Annotated in this window: 7 protein-coding genes; 5 read left to right on the top strand and 2 right to left on the bottom strand. The window is 45.3% G+C overall.

Going from position 1 to position 16,948, the window contains the following annotated elements; all coding sequences use genetic code 11:
- Positions 1-653: 653 nt before the first annotated feature.
- Positions 654-2,255, bottom strand: a complete 1,602-nt coding sequence (locus QT397_23630; protein WNZ55800.1) for an AbgT family transporter — start codon at positions 2,253-2,255, stop codon at positions 654-656.
- 315 nt (positions 2,256-2,570) lie between these two features.
- On the opposite strand from QT397_23630, the gene QT397_23625 reads away from it, so the two are divergent.
- On the top strand, positions 2,571-3,272 hold the full coding sequence (locus tag QT397_23625; protein WNZ55799.1) for a GMP synthase: 702 nt from the start codon (positions 2,571-2,573) through the stop codon (positions 3,270-3,272).
- Positions 3,273-3,903: 631 nt separating this feature from the next.
- On the top strand, positions 3,904-6,918 hold the full coding sequence (locus QT397_23620) for a TonB-dependent receptor plug domain-containing protein (GenBank protein ID WNZ55798.1): 3,015 nt from the start codon (positions 3,904-3,906) through the stop codon (positions 6,916-6,918).
- 143 nt (positions 6,919-7,061) lie between these two features.
- On the opposite strand, the gene QT397_23615 is transcribed toward QT397_23620, so the two are convergent.
- Positions 7,062-7,379 (bottom strand): hypothetical protein, encoded by a 318-nt coding sequence (locus tag QT397_23615; protein ID WNZ55797.1) that lies wholly within the window; start codon positions 7,377-7,379, stop codon positions 7,062-7,064.
- A gap of 3,525 nt (positions 7,380-10,904) precedes the next feature.
- On the opposite strand from QT397_23615, the gene QT397_23610 reads away from it, so the two are divergent.
- Genes QT397_23610 through QT397_23600 form a run of 3 tightly spaced genes read left to right on the top strand, consistent with a single transcriptional unit; the run spans position 10,905 to position 16,931 of the window.
- The gene (locus QT397_23610) at positions 10,905-12,089 is read left to right on the top strand and encodes an HlyD family efflux transporter periplasmic adaptor subunit (protein WNZ55796.1); all 1,185 of its coding nucleotides are present in this window, start codon (positions 10,905-10,907) and stop codon (positions 12,087-12,089) included.
- A gap of 2 nt (positions 12,090-12,091) precedes the next feature.
- Positions 12,092-14,824: a cysteine peptidase family C39 domain-containing protein gene (locus QT397_23605; protein ID WNZ55795.1), complete on the top strand. Its 2,733-nt coding sequence runs from the start codon at positions 12,092-12,094 to the stop codon at positions 14,822-14,824.
- The gene (locus QT397_23600; protein WNZ55794.1) at positions 14,814-16,931 is read left to right on the top strand and encodes an ABC transporter ATP-binding protein; all 2,118 of its coding nucleotides are present in this window, start codon (positions 14,814-14,816) and stop codon (positions 16,929-16,931) included. Before QT397_23605 ends, QT397_23600 begins: the two co-directional genes overlap by 11 nt.
- The last annotated feature ends 17 nt before the right edge of the window (positions 16,932-16,948 follow it).

The following is a 16,948-nucleotide window of genomic DNA, read 5'->3' as shown; positions in this document are numbered from 1 at the left end:
TTCAACTGATAGGCGCGCCCGATAATTTTAGGAATCTACAAATAAATGCAAATTCCAGGATTACACATTCCTGGGCATTGTCTGACGGATTTGCAAAACCGTCATATTGGCGAATGCCTGTTTTATTTCGAATTCCTGATATGTATTGTGCGCTATGGATAACTGTTACTGCACTAACTACCACAAAGTGCACACGACTCATCCTGAGAAAATAATATATGAGATTAAAACAAGGCAGCCGAAACTGGCGTAATCCGCCAATCAGTCTCCGCTAAGTATTATTTCAAGGCCTATATTACTTGTTTTTTTTGTGGATTCGAAGGGCTTTTGGCTTTTGCTCATAATCAAAATGTCACCTAATGAAAAAAATACCAATTAAAGTTAATACATTGAAACTTTATTCCCTTATGACAGTAAAAAAATTTTTTTGTTTTATGGTGACTCCATATCTGGGAATAATAATTTTTTCTTAATTTATCCACTTTTTTACCCCTGCCTAAAGCTATCTTGAATGACTGGTGATTTCAGGAACGCTTTAACACTTTTTGGGTAGTTACCAGCGGATATAAATGACCAGTTCAAATGTACGGTCATTTTTGGGAGACAAAAAAGCCCGCATAAGCGGGCTCTAGGATTACTGATTAATCAGTGGATTAGCCACCATAGTAGGTAGCTGCACCGGGGCCGACGGGCAGTCCCAGGGCAAAAACCCAGATGAAGAACAGGGCTGTCCATCCAATAAAGAAGAAGATGGAATAGGGAATCATGGTGGCGATCAATGTACCCATGCCCAAGTCTTTCTTATAGCGCGCAGCAAAAGTAATGATCAGGCCAAAGTAACTCATCATCGGCGTGATAACGTTGGTCACAGAGTCACCGATACGGTAGGCCGCCTGGATTACTTCGGGGGCGTAGCCCAGCAGCATCAGCATGGGTACAAAGATGGGAGCTGTCACTGCCCACTGAGCAGAGGCACTGCCCAGCATTAAGTTCACAAAGCCACACATCATGATGAAGAACAGGAACAGTAGTGGCCCAGTGAGGCCGATGCTTTGTAGCGCATCAGCACCTAAAACGGCAAAAATGGTGCCCAGGTTGGTGATCTTAAAGAAGGCGACAAATTGTGCAGCAAAGAACACAAGGACAATGTACATCCCCATACTGTTCATGCTCTTGGCCATGGCATCAATGACATCTCGGTCATTCTTCATGGTGCCGACAACCTTACCGTAAACAAATCCCGGGATAGCGAAGAACACCAGGATCAGTGAGACGATACCTTTAAGGAACGGAGAGCCCGCGACCAAGCCTGTCTCGGGATTACGTAAAACACCCCACTCAGGCACCACCGTCAAAGCTAGTACTGCAGATACGCCCAAAACAGCCAAACCTGCGTACTTAAGGCCGCGCTTCTCGGCGTCGGTCAGGGTGCCAACTTTGTCTTGAGTCAGGTCGACAGATGCTTCACTGGGATCATATTTACCCAGCTTGGGTTCTACGATCTTCATGGTCACCCAGCTACCAACTCCGGTAATCAGGAAGGTACTGACAATCATAAAGAACCAGTTTACTTCCGGGCCCACGGAGTAGGTCGGGTCGATCATATGGGCTGCTGATTCTGTGATCCCCGATAGCAGCGGGTCCACCGTTCCCAGCAGCAAGTTAGCACTGTAGCCGCCAGAGACACCGGCAAACGCGGCGGCCAGGCCAGCGATAGGGTGTCGACCGAGAGAGTGGAAAATCATTGCGGCTAATGGGATCAGTACCACGTAGCCCAATTCAGAGGCGGTATTAGAGATGATGCCGGCAAAAACCACTATGACAGTGACTGTGCGTTTGGAGGCCTGGAGTACCAGACCGCGAACAGCGGCACTTAACAGGCCGGAGTGCTCGGCAATCGCAACCCCCAATAGGGCCACCAAAACTGTCCCCAGCGGAGCAAATCCGGTGAAATTCTTAACCAGACTGGTAACGATCATCCTGAGTCCATCGCCACTCATAAGGTTGAAGACCTCAATGACGCCATCTGGAGCTCGGCCAGCAGCGCCAACCGGGCGGGGGTCGGGGACAGACAGGCCAAAGTAAGAAGCGATACCACTAATGACTATCACGCTAACGGCGAATAGCGCGAACAGTGTGATTGGGTGGGGGAGAAGGTTGCCGAGCCATTCCACTGCATCTAAGAAGCGGATAAAGGCTGTCTTGCGCCCTGGGGGACTATCCTGCCGATCACTCGGGGAGGTTGTTGTGGTCATTGTTGGTCCTCAGTCGTTACTGCAAGCGACCCTAATTGCCTCTGGGCCGCCTTGTAGCCGAAGGGTTGGCTGAAAAATGTGCTAAAGCCGAGATCATACACAAAACTACTTCAGCTAAGAATGCCCAGAGAGAAATGTTGCTCCTAGGCGGCGGGCCAAAGAGCTATCAGGCGACCCGGATAGGTAAAAGATCTATGATGAAAGATGTGCTGTTATGGCGCTTGTTACAGTGGGGCAAATCTTTCTGATTGCGGTCTCTGATGACTGGATATGCCATAATCCCAATACTACGTAGTCAATTCAGCGGTGAAAATAATGAAGATTGGAATTTTAAAAACCGATGATGTGCGCAAAGAGCTTGTCGGCGAATTTGGGGAGTACCCGGAGATGTTTGCCGACTTGTTGCGCGACCAGGACTCCAATTTGGAGTTTAACACCTACGAAGTCCAGCACGGCCAGTATCCCGACCATATAGATGAAGTAGATGCTTACCTGATTACCGGTAGCAAGACAGGCGTTTATGACGACAAACCCTGGATTGCGCCCTTAATGGATTTTGTACGCAAGTTACATGGTGAGAAAAAGCCGACCATTGGTATTTGCTTTGGTCACCAGTTAATTGCCCAGGCACTGGGAGGCCGGGCTCGTAAGTCAGATAAGGGCTGGGGGCTGGGAGTGCACACCTACGAAATGCAGGAGACGCCTAGCTGGATGTCTGAACCCGCCCCCAACTTTAGTCTCTTAGTAACGCATCAGGATCAGGTGGATCAGCTGCCGCTTGGTGGGCGAGTACTGGCTTCCAGTGAGTTCTGCCCCATGGCAATGGTGCAGGTGGATGATCATATGCTTAGCTTCCAGGCGCATCCAGAATTTACTAAGCCCTACTCGAATAGCTTAATGGAGCTTCGACGGCAGGCTTTTGGTGAAGCTGTGGTTGATAAAGGGCAGGAGTCGCTCAAGAACGATATCCATGAAAATGCAGTTGCCAGATGGATGCTGGAGTTTTTACGTAAGTAAATTCCTGCAAGGAAGTGAACGGCTTCGCTTCCTTGCTAATCAGTCATTCCTGACTTTGTTTAACCTGCCGCACTCTATTTATTTATATTGAGATTTACCTTGTTTATCGTTAATCCAGTATGGATGCGTAGTAAATTAGTGTGACTTGAAGTACCTATAAATTAGATATTCTTGAATATAGAGTGCCATTTATTTTATTTGGTTCTGATTATCTTTTGTTGAAGTTGCTCCCGCATTTTTTTGATGGCAGCTGTGTGTGGTATAAATCTATTAAATAGACTTTAAAGATTTTCTATTTGTTAATTATGTCCGGTTTTGGCGGTATTTCTGCCTTTTCTCTTTGATGTATATTTGAGATCGATAGAAAATATTTTTATTGGTTGTTTTAAAAAAGTATGATTGCTTAATATGTGGGGTGCCAAGAGGGGTAGTTTTAAGTATTTGAAATGATTGTCCCACTTTTAATTTTTATGAGTCTATCAGAATAAAAGGGAGGGCCGTTGTTCTGGGTGTTTTTTCATTTTTATGGTTGTTTGGTGGAGGGGATAATTTAATGGGGTGAGTAAGCAGTAGTAGGGTGGTTTGATTAGCATAATTAATAAACATATTTAATAATCAAAAGGACGGGTTTATGAATTTGTTTAAAAAGACGCTTTTAGCGACATCTATTGGGTTGTCGTTTGTTGGCAATCAAGTGTATGCGACAGGTAACTCAAGTTCTAATATTGTTGGTGTTATCGAATCTTCTGAGCAAAAGGTGGGAGAAGAGTACGTAGTAACTGTTAATAATTTGAGTACGGGGCTAACGCGCTCAATTGAAACAGTATCGGGGGAGAATTTCAGGTTTACCAAGCTGCCTATTGGCATGTATCAAGTTGTGGTTACCCAAGATGGAGAACAGGTGGCTGAGCGTACAGTAAGGGTCACCCTTGGCACTAATGCGAATGCCAATTTTGATATTGATAATATTACTTATGAAGAGGTTGTTGTCGAAGGGAGACTTTTAACCTCTGTCGACACCTATACAATGGATTCTGGTTTGGTTATGGGAGAGGCTGAGCTTGATGCAATGCCAATCGCAAGGAACCTGACAGCGGTTTCATTGTTGGCGCCAGGTGTTATTGCCGGGGATACCGGTTTTGGCACTGGTAATGGTTTTGGCGCCGCTTCCTTTGGCGGAGCATCGATCGCAGAAAACTCTTGTTATATCAATGGATTGGAAGTAACAAATACTAGGCAGGGGATAGGATGTAGCTCTGTTCCATTTGAGTTTTATCAAGAGTTTCAGGTGAAAACTGGCGGCTATTCAGCAGAATTTGGTCGCACAACGGGCGGCGTTGTCAACGCCGTTACTAAAAGTGGTGGAAATACCTGGGAGTTCGGTAGCACTGTTTACTGGGATCCAGACTTCCTTCGCTCAGAAGGGTCTGTTTCTAGGGGCAATGGCGGAACAGGAGATGTATTCCGCAATGAATCCCAAAATGAATATGATGAATTTTCCTACACATTTTCTGCCTCGGGTCCAATTGTTCAGGACAAGCTCTTTTTCTATGGCTTGATAAACCCTAGGGATAAAACTGATAAGTTTGCTTATCGATCTGGATTTGACCAAGGAAATCCAGATACTCAGTTTCGTACCCGGGAATCATCTGGTACTGACAATCTGTTTTGGGGGGCAAAAATAGATTGGGATATTACTGATAATCATCGGTTGAGTTATTTCGGTTTTTCTGATCGGAATGAAACTGAGGAACTTATCTATGAGTTTGATGCAAATACCGGGTCAATTGGGCCAAATATCGGTGCTTCAGCTGGGGTTGTTACAGGTAACACCAGAATAAGGGGATCTGATGCCCACTCCTTTAATTATACCGGATATATAACAGATGATTTAAGTATATCTGCTATGGCGGGCCAAATTGAAACTGAGTACACCACCGAGCCACTAGCCTTAGAGTGTCCAGCAATTGCAGATGAAGCTGGGTTGGGAGTAAGTACCTGTGGTGGTGGAACTATTGGTTCTAATTTTGATGAAAACACTCAATATCGTTTAGATATCAATTACTCACTGGGAGATCATAGCCTTAAAGCGGGAGTTGATATTCAGGAACGCTCTTCAACTCGTACTACGGCTCCAGTTGCTGGTCATAGTTGGACTTATGAAACTATTGGCATTGGTGGAAGTGTACAAGGTGATCAGGGAGTTTTATTTACAAACGAAACTGGAGAACCGCTACAAGTCGTAAGTGATCGTATCTTCGAAGGAGGGGGCGGTTTTAGTTCAGATTTAACTGCTTTTTATATCGAAGATCAGTGGCAAATAATGGATGACTTGATGATAAGCATCGGTCTCCGCAAAGATATCTATGAGGGAGATGGTACTACAGGAAAACAGCTGTTCGAGTTTGATACAGACATTGCCCCTCGCTTAGGATTTTCCTGGGACCCCTTTGGTGATGGTGAGACAAAGGTTTATGGTACTTGGGGGCGCTACTATTTACCAATTGCAAATAATACGATCTATAGAGCTGCATCAGGCGTAAGTGATGTAACAACCTACTACACTTACACTGGCATTGACTCAGTAACTAATGCTCCTACGGGAATTACGCCTATAAATGGTGATGTTGTTTCTTCTTCCTATGTAAGTTCCGTTCCTGTAATTCCAGAAAAGGATATATTCCAAGCTCAAGAAGCTGAACCATTTGCTCGCGACGAGTATATTTTGGGCTTTGAAACAGCGATTAACGATGATCTAAGTGTGGGAGTTCGCGGGGTCTATCGTGAAGTTGTTTCTGCCCTTGATGATTACTGCGGGCGCTATGCATGGCCGTATTGCGTAATGGTAAATCCGGGTGAGTCGATGTCTTGGTATGCCGATGGGTATTATTGGGATGGTTCCGAACTTGTAGTGAAGGGGGATTTATTTGATGGCTCACCAGATCCTGATTCCTTAAGGAAATTTTCTGCAGAAACAATAGGTCTACCTGAAGCAAAAAATATCTATCGCGCTCTTCAAGCAGATCTGACTTATAGTACAGATCAAATGACCTGGAAGTTTATTTATACTTGGTCTCGTAGCACTGGTAATTTTGAGGGGGCAGTAAAGTCTGATATTGACCAGGCTGATGCTGGTGTCACTCAAGATTTCGATTTCCCCGCTCTTATGGACGGCGCAGAAGGTTACCAGCCTAATGATCGCAGGCATGTCTTCAAGCTGTTTGGAAGTTATGACTTTACTGAAGACCTTACATTCGGCTTAAACGCTACTTTGGCGAGTGGGCGACCAATATCTGCATTTGGTCATAGTTACCCAAGTGATGATCCAAACATTTATGGTAGCTATGGTGATACTTTCTACCATTTGGATCCTGAAACAGGCGAGTATGTTTACATTCCAAGAGGAGAGGTTGGCAGAACCCCATGGACATTCAATGTAGATGCCTCTATGAGGTATAGATTCTCATTGAATGGAGTTGACATGACTGCATCACTTGACATCTACAATGTCTTCGACAATCAAGAGGCTACGAATGTTAATGAGCACTATGAGCTAAATTCAGCTGAAGTTAACGATTGGTATGGCGCTGCATATGATTGGACAGCTCCAAGATCTGCACGAATTGGCTTGGTAGCAACATTCTAGATTTATAGTACTTTCCCTGTAATAATCACTTTATATGATTATTACAGGGGTTTGTATTTTAGCCCACTTTACTGTTTTTCCTTAATTTTAAGATGGCTATTAACAATTGCATAATAACCCTTTTTCTATATTTAATTTGCAATTTAGTTTATTCCAGTAATGAAGTCTTCTGCAAATATTAGAACTCTTACTTGAATCGGGTCTTCAATTTGAAAATAACTTCGCGCCCGCTCATCAAGTTGGATGGATAGTGTTTGTAGTTTTTGATGTGTTAGGCTGGGTTTCTTCGAGCAGATTATTTCGATATGGCACTCGCCTGGTGTTATTTGGAGGGTGTTAATGATTTCTACATTAGGGTCTTCTTCTGTATCTAACTCCTTAATGATTAGATCTTGGAATAGCTTAGAGGCTGCATCCGGAGCTAGCTTTAATGAACTCAAAAAAATCTTGCAACTTACCATAGGGAAATTCCTATTGGAAACGTTAATAGCTATATCAATAGTCTTTAGATTACTTTTAAAGGGGCTAGTGTGTGAGAGTGGGTTTTAAATATCCCTTAGGTTTTCATATGCTGAACCGTCCAAAGATAATAGCAAAAGATTGTGTTTTTTTCTTAGGGTTGTCCTGCTTAGTTATAACTTTTTGTAATTAATAGTATCTAATTTTTGAGTTTGAAGGTTTGGGTCAAACTGATTAACTGTTTTATGTGTTAGATAGGAGTTGTTCGAGTAGATGGATTTTTATGTTGGATAGGTAATTAGGTCAAAATAAACTTGGCGGGTAATTTTTTGGGTTTTAATGATTATTTGGTGATAACAGGATGCATGAATTTTTATCGGGTAAATTGACTTGATAGTGGGAATAATATTGTCAAATACGATGTGAAGGTACTAATGCTCTTTCCCGGGGGAACCAATTTATTTACCCATAAATTCACCTTTATTATAGCAGAACGATTGTTTTTATAGGAGTTTAGTCTCGAGACATAAGTCAATAAAATTTAAATAATGTTACTTTAGAGGTAGTTTTAGGGCTGACAAATCGCTCATGGGTTAATAAATACATAGGTAAACCACCGTCTCTGACGGTGAGACATGAGAGGGCTCTGCCGTTCAGGCGCGAAGAATGAAAAATATGGCCTCCATGAACCAGCAAGTTATATAAAGGAGGCCATATGCGAGATTGGCGGTGCCAAGCTCACGTGAAGCATTATTTGGAAGATTGAAGCGGGAGATAGGAACGATATTTCGAGACTTATTCCGTCAAAAGGGTATTGAGTCGGTCGAGGGATACGCAATGAGGTATTACATCCATATGTTGTTAGTGGTTCCTCCGAAATTCAGTGTTTCTAACCAGATATTTCGGAAGTACAAGCATGTAGAGAGAAATTTTATAGGAAGACACTTTTCGGCTCGGGGATTGTTAGTAAAGTGGGGCTTGATGAGCAGATAATTCGAGAGTACATCAAGAATCAAGAGACTGAATAGCACCGTCAAGAGCAGAGGCAGCTGACTGGATTGTAACTAGCCCCCTTTGGGGATTTTCACCATTTCGCCCGCACTGCGGGTGGCTGCTGATTTTATGTAACAAAACATTGGTATCAACTGAGGGGGTGGTTAGTGCATATAGTTGAGGCTGGAGGCGCAGAAATTTATAAATAGCCATAATTTGAATGGATTGAATTTCCTGCATTGAGATTGGCAATATCTCATTACTCCAGTGTTAAGAGTGAGCTTGGTTAGATCAAGGGTGTGTCAATATTTATTGTTGCAAAATGGCCAATTTTTAAATTTTTTACTATTTTTTGCCAAATTCGTTAATTTTTTAGCCTAATATTTAGTCTTTTCAAGGAGAGCTATAGAATTTAAGTCAGTTTAGTAGGAGCTCTGAATATTCTTGGGGGTATTTAGGTCCGGGTTACCTGCATGAATTGGTACGATAGCTTCATTAATAATGTGAAAATTTAGACTAATTTGATTGTATTAAGGACCGGTTTAATGAAATTCTCACTAGGAGATTATGGGTGGCGTTAAATTAGTTGAGGCTTTCATCAATCCAGTTAAAAATATTGATAAGTATTTTACAAAAGTCGATTGATGTAGGATGGATATTACATTATAAGAGGATTAGTAGGTTGTAGATAGGATAGATAGTCCTGAAGTGTTGAGCCTGTTGGGCTAAGAAAATTTTCGCTCAATTCAGAGCTTTAATGCATGTAGTGGGTATTTCTAGCGGTAGACAAAAATTTTTGTTGTGATCATTCACCCATAATTACCAGTCAACATTGGCATATTGGGGCATAATCGAGTTAAGCTTTAGCTTGCTGGGTAGAGGTTCCTATCCGGCAAACTATATGAACTAACGGAAAGGAAGGTGCGCTATGTACACTGAAACTGATATTAAAGCTGGGCCTGATGCACAAGTAGAACTGCCTTGGGATGAAGATTAAGTAATCTTTCCCTTGACCCCCAAAGTTAGGCTGTTTGGAGTGCTTTTTACAGATTGATCTCGATAGGTTTTGAGGCTATTTTCAGTATTGCTTTATTGAAAACTTCAAATAACCTTGTAGTTATATCTGCTTGCACTGCAGGCTTTGCTTTCCTGAGGGGGGATTGCCGGCCCTGACTTACCTGTCGAGTTTATTCCAATGTACGTAAATGGTTGTAACTCGCACTGATCGTTCGACACACCTATTTTGTAAGAGTTCATTCGTAAATTTGCAATTTTTTTACATGACTCTTATCACTTGGTCTACTTTCGATGGGATAATATGGGTTCGCAGGCGCCAATCGTCAAATGATGTCGATTGGTGCCACTTTATTTCTGCTACAGGAATAGCTCTAGCTGTTTATTTTTAAATACTAGAATCAATCTAAATGAGTTTGCTCCCCCTCTACTTTTTGCCTTCAGTTGACGGTGAAAGTGAGCTATGATTTTTTTAACTATAAAACCTATATCCTAATATGATTATTGCTATTTAGCTCATAATTTAAGCCTATCTTTGTCAGCTTTGACTTTGTCAATAATTTAGCGAGAATTTGTCTCGACAACTATCCTTGCGAAAAGCAGGGCCGAAAAAGATGGTCTGTTGCTAGTGGAATCTTGACGGTGCAGATACAATGCTTGGTTCACAAGTGGCGGCTTTGTTAGAGCTTTATCCAATCAGATAACACCCTGAATTCATTTTAATTGTGTGTTTTTAGGTGGGGTCAATAAGTTTTTTGTTCAATAAAAATTCTGAATGGTGTTTATTTCAGATTCTTGATAGCGCCGTCTCGTAGATTTTATATTGGCCCGATTTGCCACTTTTCTACAGAGATCTCTAATAAAAATCTTTGAGCCACCTTTTGTGATTGGGCTCTAGCATGTGTATTGGCTTTGCAATTTCGGAAATACTGCAAAGTATTAAGCAAGTCTCGAATCTATATTGATGGTAAGCCGAATTTATGCTTTTGATTTTAACTCTTGTGCTTTGCTTTTAGATTTACTTTATCAGAAAATGGGTTCTTGCCTATATAGTACTATGGCTACTTAGCTGAAAAATGTGAAATTCTTGTTTTTCGACAGCTACTTTGATCAGTATCAAGGTTTTAGTGATGGAGCATAACTATAAGTGAACAGGCCACTATGCCCGCTGTTAGTTTGTACTTACTTTCCATGTTAGATGAATATGAATTGAGGGTGTTTAGGTGCACTCCAGGTCTATATTGCATTTTATCCTCAATTATTTTTGGTTGAAAAGCTTCGCCTTGACTACTTTGGCTGTGGAGCAAATAGCATTGCATGGACCGTCACTTTAGCTTAGGCGGGGATAGTTATAAATCACTATGCTAGAGCGAGGAATATACAGATTCCAATTGACTCCATAACCTGAGAAATCTAAATTTGTATTTCCTGTATTTTCAGTAGAAAAATACAAAAGATCGAATGAATAGAGTCAAATTTTACTCCTGTTCAATGCGATAACTATTGATAGGTTTCTTATATTGTCAACTCCTTTTTTTCACACTTCACGTTCCATTGTTTCAGATTCTATTCGTGGTCTGATTTTAGCTACTGCTCTCGGTGTCCTGCTTTTATCGGCTTGGGTTATATGGTTTTTTACAATGGAAATCACAACATATAGCGTGAGTGAAGATGCGAGGTTGGAGCAAGATCACAATACCGTCCATGTAAGTACCCAGAGAGTTGGGCGTGTTGTGCATATTGAAGCAGAGCTGGGAGATGCCTTAGAGCAAGGCGATATATTAATTCGTCTTGATACGTCCGTACTTGATTTGAGCTTGCAGGGAGATAACAAGATATCCGGAAGCTTGCGAGATCAGTTTGAATCAGTTCAAAGAGAACAAGAGCTACTCGATAAAAAATTTGGTGAAGACGAGAAGGCTCTTAGCGATCAATTAAAATTACTGGAACAACAGTACCAGCTTCAAGTGAGTAATCAGAAAATTCAAGCGGATGTTACTGATCGTTATGAGCGACTGTTACAAAAACAACAAAGTTCAGAATTGGATTACCTCGCCGCAAAGCGAACGTACCAACAAATGGCGATGGCAACCTTGAAAGTACAAGCGGATATTCGTGCTTTGGAGGATCGTCGAGCGCAACTGATTAGTGAATATCAACTTGAGGTGAGCGCATTAAAACAGCGACATCAGGATATCGATGGAAGGCTTGCGGAAGTTGATACCCGTATCCAGCAAAGCCATCTTGCAGTACGTGAACAGAACTTACGTGCCCCAATTACCGGGGTATTGGCTTCGCTGGCGAAAATTCGGGAAGGTGAAGTACTGGTTGCCGGGCAACAAGTTGCAACGATTCAGGCAGAAGGCGTTATTTCTATACAGGCATTTTTTCCGCCCGCATTAGCACTGGGACATATTCAGCCTGGGCAGCAAGCCCAAGTAAAATTGGATGGATTTTCCTGGGCTCGTTACGGGCAATTGGAGGCTCGTGTAGAGCGGGTGGCGAGTGCCGTCCAGCAAGGTAAAGTTCTTGTACAGCTATCCTTGCAAGGTGAGACACCGCCCCACCTCCCTTTATTACACGATTTACCGGCCAGAGTAGAAATTGCCACAGGTAAGAAAACACCTTATCAGCTGCTGCTACAAAGGACGGGCGAAATACTTTCAGGTAAAGCTTCCGCAGAAATAGTAGAAGAGGGAGCGTGATAGTGAAATGCAAAACACGCTGGTTAGTTCCAGAGGTTGTTCAGACCTCTAATATGGACTGTGGCCCGGCTTCCCTGAAGTGCTTGCTTGAAGGCTTTGGTGTAAACACACATTACGGCCATTTACGCGATGCTTGCCAGACTGATGTAGATGGCACCTCAATAAATACTCTGGAAAAGATTGCGATAGAGTTAGGGCTGGATGCCGCCCAGATGGTAGTTCCTGTGGATCACCTTTTACTGAGTTCCACTGATTACTTACCAGGATTGGTTGTGGTGCGCCTACCTAATGGCAACACTCATTTTGTTGTGGCTTGGAGAAATCATCGCGGTATCGTGCAAGTGATGGACCCTGCCAGTGGCAGGCGTTGGCCTAGCGCACGTCGTTTTTTGGATGAGTTGCATGTCCACATCCTACGGGTGCCTCCTCAGGGCTGGAGAAGCTGGGCAGGTGGTGATGACTTTATTGCCCCGCTTAAAGAGCGTATTGCATACTTAAAGGTTGGCGATACTGTGGCCACCACGCTCTGTGACAAAGGGCTAAAAGATAAGAGTTGGCTGTCGCTGGCATTTCTCGATGCATCCGTTCGAATGCTCACCTCATTAGTTACGTCCGGGGCGATAAAGCGAGGAGCTGAAGTCAGTGGTATGTTGCAGCGGCTGTTTGTTGAGTTTTCTACAGATACCAGTCAAGCATTTTCTCTAGTGCCAGAGAGTTACTGGTGCGCTAGGCCGTCCCGTCCCAGTGGAAGTGAGCCGGCAGAGACAATTGAACTGTCGCCAGAGCAGCTGGCATTTAGTGGTGCGGTCATCGTGAGTGTTAAAGGGGTTCGCGATGTCAGTGAAGTTAAACCGAAATCGGAAGCGCTATCGAGGGCTTTGCGAGAGCCACAGGTTCAACCTCTCAAGCAACTATGGGGGTTGATGCGTGAAGATGGAATGATTGCGCCACTCTCTATATTTATTGCTATGCTCGGAGCGGTATTGGGGCTGATGTTCGAGGCCTTGCTTTTCCGTGGCCTGATTGATATTCACAGTGAGTTAGCGACAGAGATACAGCGAGCAGGCACGATTGCACTACTGCTGGTCTTCATGATCACATTACTGCTATTGCAGTTTCCTGCAGCAAAAATCCAAATGGTGGTAGGGCGGCGTTTAGAAAATCGATTTCGCATGCGTTTTTTAGCGGCGCTGCCCAAAATACCTGATCATTTCTTTCAGAGCCGTCCCACCTCTGATACAGCCGAACGCTCACACCGCATTGCCGCCTTGAGAGGTTTGCCTGTTCTCGGAACGAGTCTCATTTTTAAAATTTTCTCCCTGTTCGCTACTGCACTCGGAATAATCTGGCTTGCTCCAGCTGCCGCTCCTTTGGTGCTAGTCATGTCGGTATTGCAAGTTGCTGTACCCTTGATGTTCCATCCAGTACTCACTGATTACAGTATGAGAGTACAAACTCATGCGGGAGCCCTGGCTCGCTTCTATATGGATGCGCTGCTGGGAGTTATTCCAATCCGTACGCACGGCGCCGGTGAGTCTGTACGGCGTGAGCATGAAAACCTGCTCACTGAATGGATAAGGGCTGGATACTCATCACTGAGTTTTCAGCTCAATAGCCAGGCGGTACAGTTGTTGATTAATTGTACCCTCAGTAGTGTATTGGTGATTTATTGTGTTAATGCACGAGGGGCAAGTCCCGATCTGCTTTTATTGATTTATTGGGTATTGGCACTGCCGCCGCTGGGTGAAGAAATTGCGGGACTGATGCGAAGTTATCCACGGCAACGGAATTTTTTACTGAGAGCCCTCGAACCACTGCAAGCAGTCACTGAAACAGACACAGATAAAAGCTCCGCTGATAGTGTGGAATTTTCCCCGGCAAAACCGGTGGCTATCAAGTTTGAGAATGTCACCGTTAATGCCAGCGGTCGCACTATTCTCGACAGGGTAAATCTGGAAATCAGCCCCGGTGAGCAAATTGCTGTGGTCGGAGCATCCGGCGCTGGCAAGTCGAGCCTTGCTGGATTATTGCTGGGGTGGCACAAACCCGCCAGTGGCCGTGTGATGCTCAATGGTGGAGAGTTGAAGGGAGAATTACTGCATCGTTTTCGCCTTCACTGTGCCTGGGTTGATCCCGCAATTCAGCTGTGGAATAGCAGCCTTCTGGAAAACTTGAGTTACGGCAATAAGCCCGGAGCTCCCCTTTACCCCATTTTACAGCAAGCGGATTTGCTCAAGCTGGTAGCAGCGTTACCGGAGGGGCTGCAAAGCCCGCTAGGCGAAAGTGGTGCCCTGGTCAGTGGTGGTGAAGGGCAGCGCGTACGTCTGGGACGCGCACTTGGCCGCGAGGAAACTGCTTGTGTGATTCTGGATGAACCGTTCCGGGGGCTTGATCGCCAACAGCGGCAGCGCCTGATGAACCGGGTGCGGGAGGTTTGGCAGGGGGTCACCCTGATCTGTATTACCCACGATATCAGTGAAACCCGAGACTTTCCTCGTGTTTTGGTCGTGGACGAGGGTTGCATTATTGAAGATGGTAAGCCCAGTGAGCTTCAAGCCGAGGGCGACACGCGCTATGCGCAGCTACTGGCAGCTGAAAGCAGTCTCTGGCAAGAGTGTTGGCAGAGTAGCAGTTGGCGTCACTTGCGCATGGCCAGCGGTCAATTGACAGAAGTACAAGGAGTTCCTGGGGCGACACCGGCCTCCCGGTTTACGGAGGTTGCCAGTGAGCAGTAAAGAATTAATGTCCTATTGCTGGCCAGTGTCGCAGCTGGAGGCCGCCTTACAAGCGTTGGCAAAATACAGCGGCTTGGAGCCTGAAGTAGCGGAGCACAAATCCCTTGGAAGCACCCTGGAGTTGAATGCCAGGTTGCAGGCAGGTGCTGAAGCTTTGGACTTGCAAGTGGAGCAGGTGAGTTGTAGCTACCCAGAGCTGGAAACCATGCTGTTGGGAGCCGCCCCGGCGCTGTTGCGGGTTCGCTTTCCCGAGGGGGAATATTTTATCGCACTGTGTGGTGGCAGGGGGCATAAGTTACAGCTGCTCACACCGGCACTGCACCTGGAGAAAGTTTGCCTAGAGCTGGTTATTCAGCAGCTGGCTCGCGAGCTTGAAGGGCCCCAGCGCGAGCGTATTGAACAGTTGCTGGATAGTGCACACATTCAAGGGCGCCGCCGCAAGAAAGCCATGACTGCCCTGCTGCGGGAAAATCTTGCCGGCGTACGCCTGGATGATTTCTGGTTGTTGCGTCAATCCTCTCACCGGTCTTTCCGCCTACAGCTTCGCCAGCGCGGGTTGTATTGGCGCTTTGCCGCCATGCTTGCCTGTCACAGTGCCCAGATGGCCATTTTTCTGTGTAGCTGGTGGGTGATAGGTAGGGCTGTGCTCGAGAGCCATATTGATACGGGCTGGCTATCTGCCTGGGTATTGTTATTGGTGACTCAGGTTCCCCTATCCCTGCTCACAGCCCGGCTGCGAGGCGTGCTCTCCGTTGAGACCGGTGCACTCCTGAAGCAGCGATTGCTTGCCAGCGCGCTGCGCGTTATTCCCAGTCGTATTCGCCATATGGGGTCGGGTCAGGTATTGGGCAGGGTTTATGATGCGGAGAATATAGAAGCCAGTGCATTGCAGGGTGCCTTTTTATTGTTGCTTGGCGCTGTAGAACTGTTAATTGCAGCCTCAATTTTACTGATGGGAGCTGGTGGCCTTATCTACGCAGCAATTTTGCCCCTATTTTTAGCGGTTGCGTTTTTCCTGGGGCGGGCACAGTACTACGGCCGCAAAGAGTGGACGTTACAGCGCCTTTCAATGACCCACCGTTTGATTGAGAAAATGATCGGCCACCGCACCCGCCTCGCGCAGCAGGCACCTGGCGACTGGCACCGGGGCGAAGACAGTGAGTTAAATAACTACCTGGAAATTTCCTCTCACATGGATAGCACCATGGCGCGTTTGCAGGCTTTTTTGCCGCGCCTCTGGTTACTTCTTGGGGTAGTGGGGTTGGCTCCAATATTTATCGCTAACAGTGTCAGTAGTACCCAGCTCGCGATTGCCTTTGGAGGCATGTTGTTGGGGTATCGCGCAGTTTTAAAGTGTATGAATGGTTTTACCAGCGCCTTAAGTGCGGCAATTTCCTGGGAAAAAGTACGTGAACTGTTTTCCCTTGAAGATCGCCACTTAAGGGGCAGTGCAGGTTTGGCAATGGCCGCGTCGGCCGGCCAGCAGGATTCCTTGCAGCCGCTGTGTTATTTACGCGATATCCGTTTCACCTACGAGGGAAAAGATCAAGCAGTGTTGGCGGGGTGTAACCTCAGCATTTATCCCGGCGACCGGCTTTTACTGCAGGGCACTTCTGGTTCAGGGAAATCCACATTGGCGAATGTTCTCACCGGCATCCAGAAACCGGATGATGGCCTGTTGCTGCTCAATGGCTACGACCGCGCAAGTATCGGTGCTGAACCTTGGCGCAGGATGGTCGCATCAGCTCCCCAGTTTCATGAAAATCATGTGTTGGGAGATTCATTTCTTTTTAATTTATTAATGGGAGACCAGTGGCCACCTCGCCAGGAGAGCCTGCGCAAGGCTTATGCAATTTGTGATGAGTTGGGGTTGACCCCGCTATTGGAAAAAATGCCGGCAGGGATTTTACAAACGGTTGGCGAGATGGGCTGGAGGTTGTCCCATGGTGAGATGAGCCGTTTATTTATCGCCCGTGCGCTTTTGCAAAATGCCGAGTTAGTGGTGCTGGACGAGAGTTTTGCGGCACTCGATCCGGAGAACCTGCAGATGGCGGTAGCCTGTGTGCAAAAAAATGCAAAAACCCTGATGGTGATTGCCCACCCCTAGAGCGCAAAGTTTATTTT

Origin of the sequence: Microbulbifer sp. MKSA007 (assembly GCA_032615215.1) — a bacterium.
In the GTDB taxonomy this organism is placed as follows: Bacteria; Pseudomonadota; Gammaproteobacteria; order Pseudomonadales; family Cellvibrionaceae; genus Microbulbifer.
This window is presented reverse-complemented; position numbering and strand designations above follow the sequence as displayed.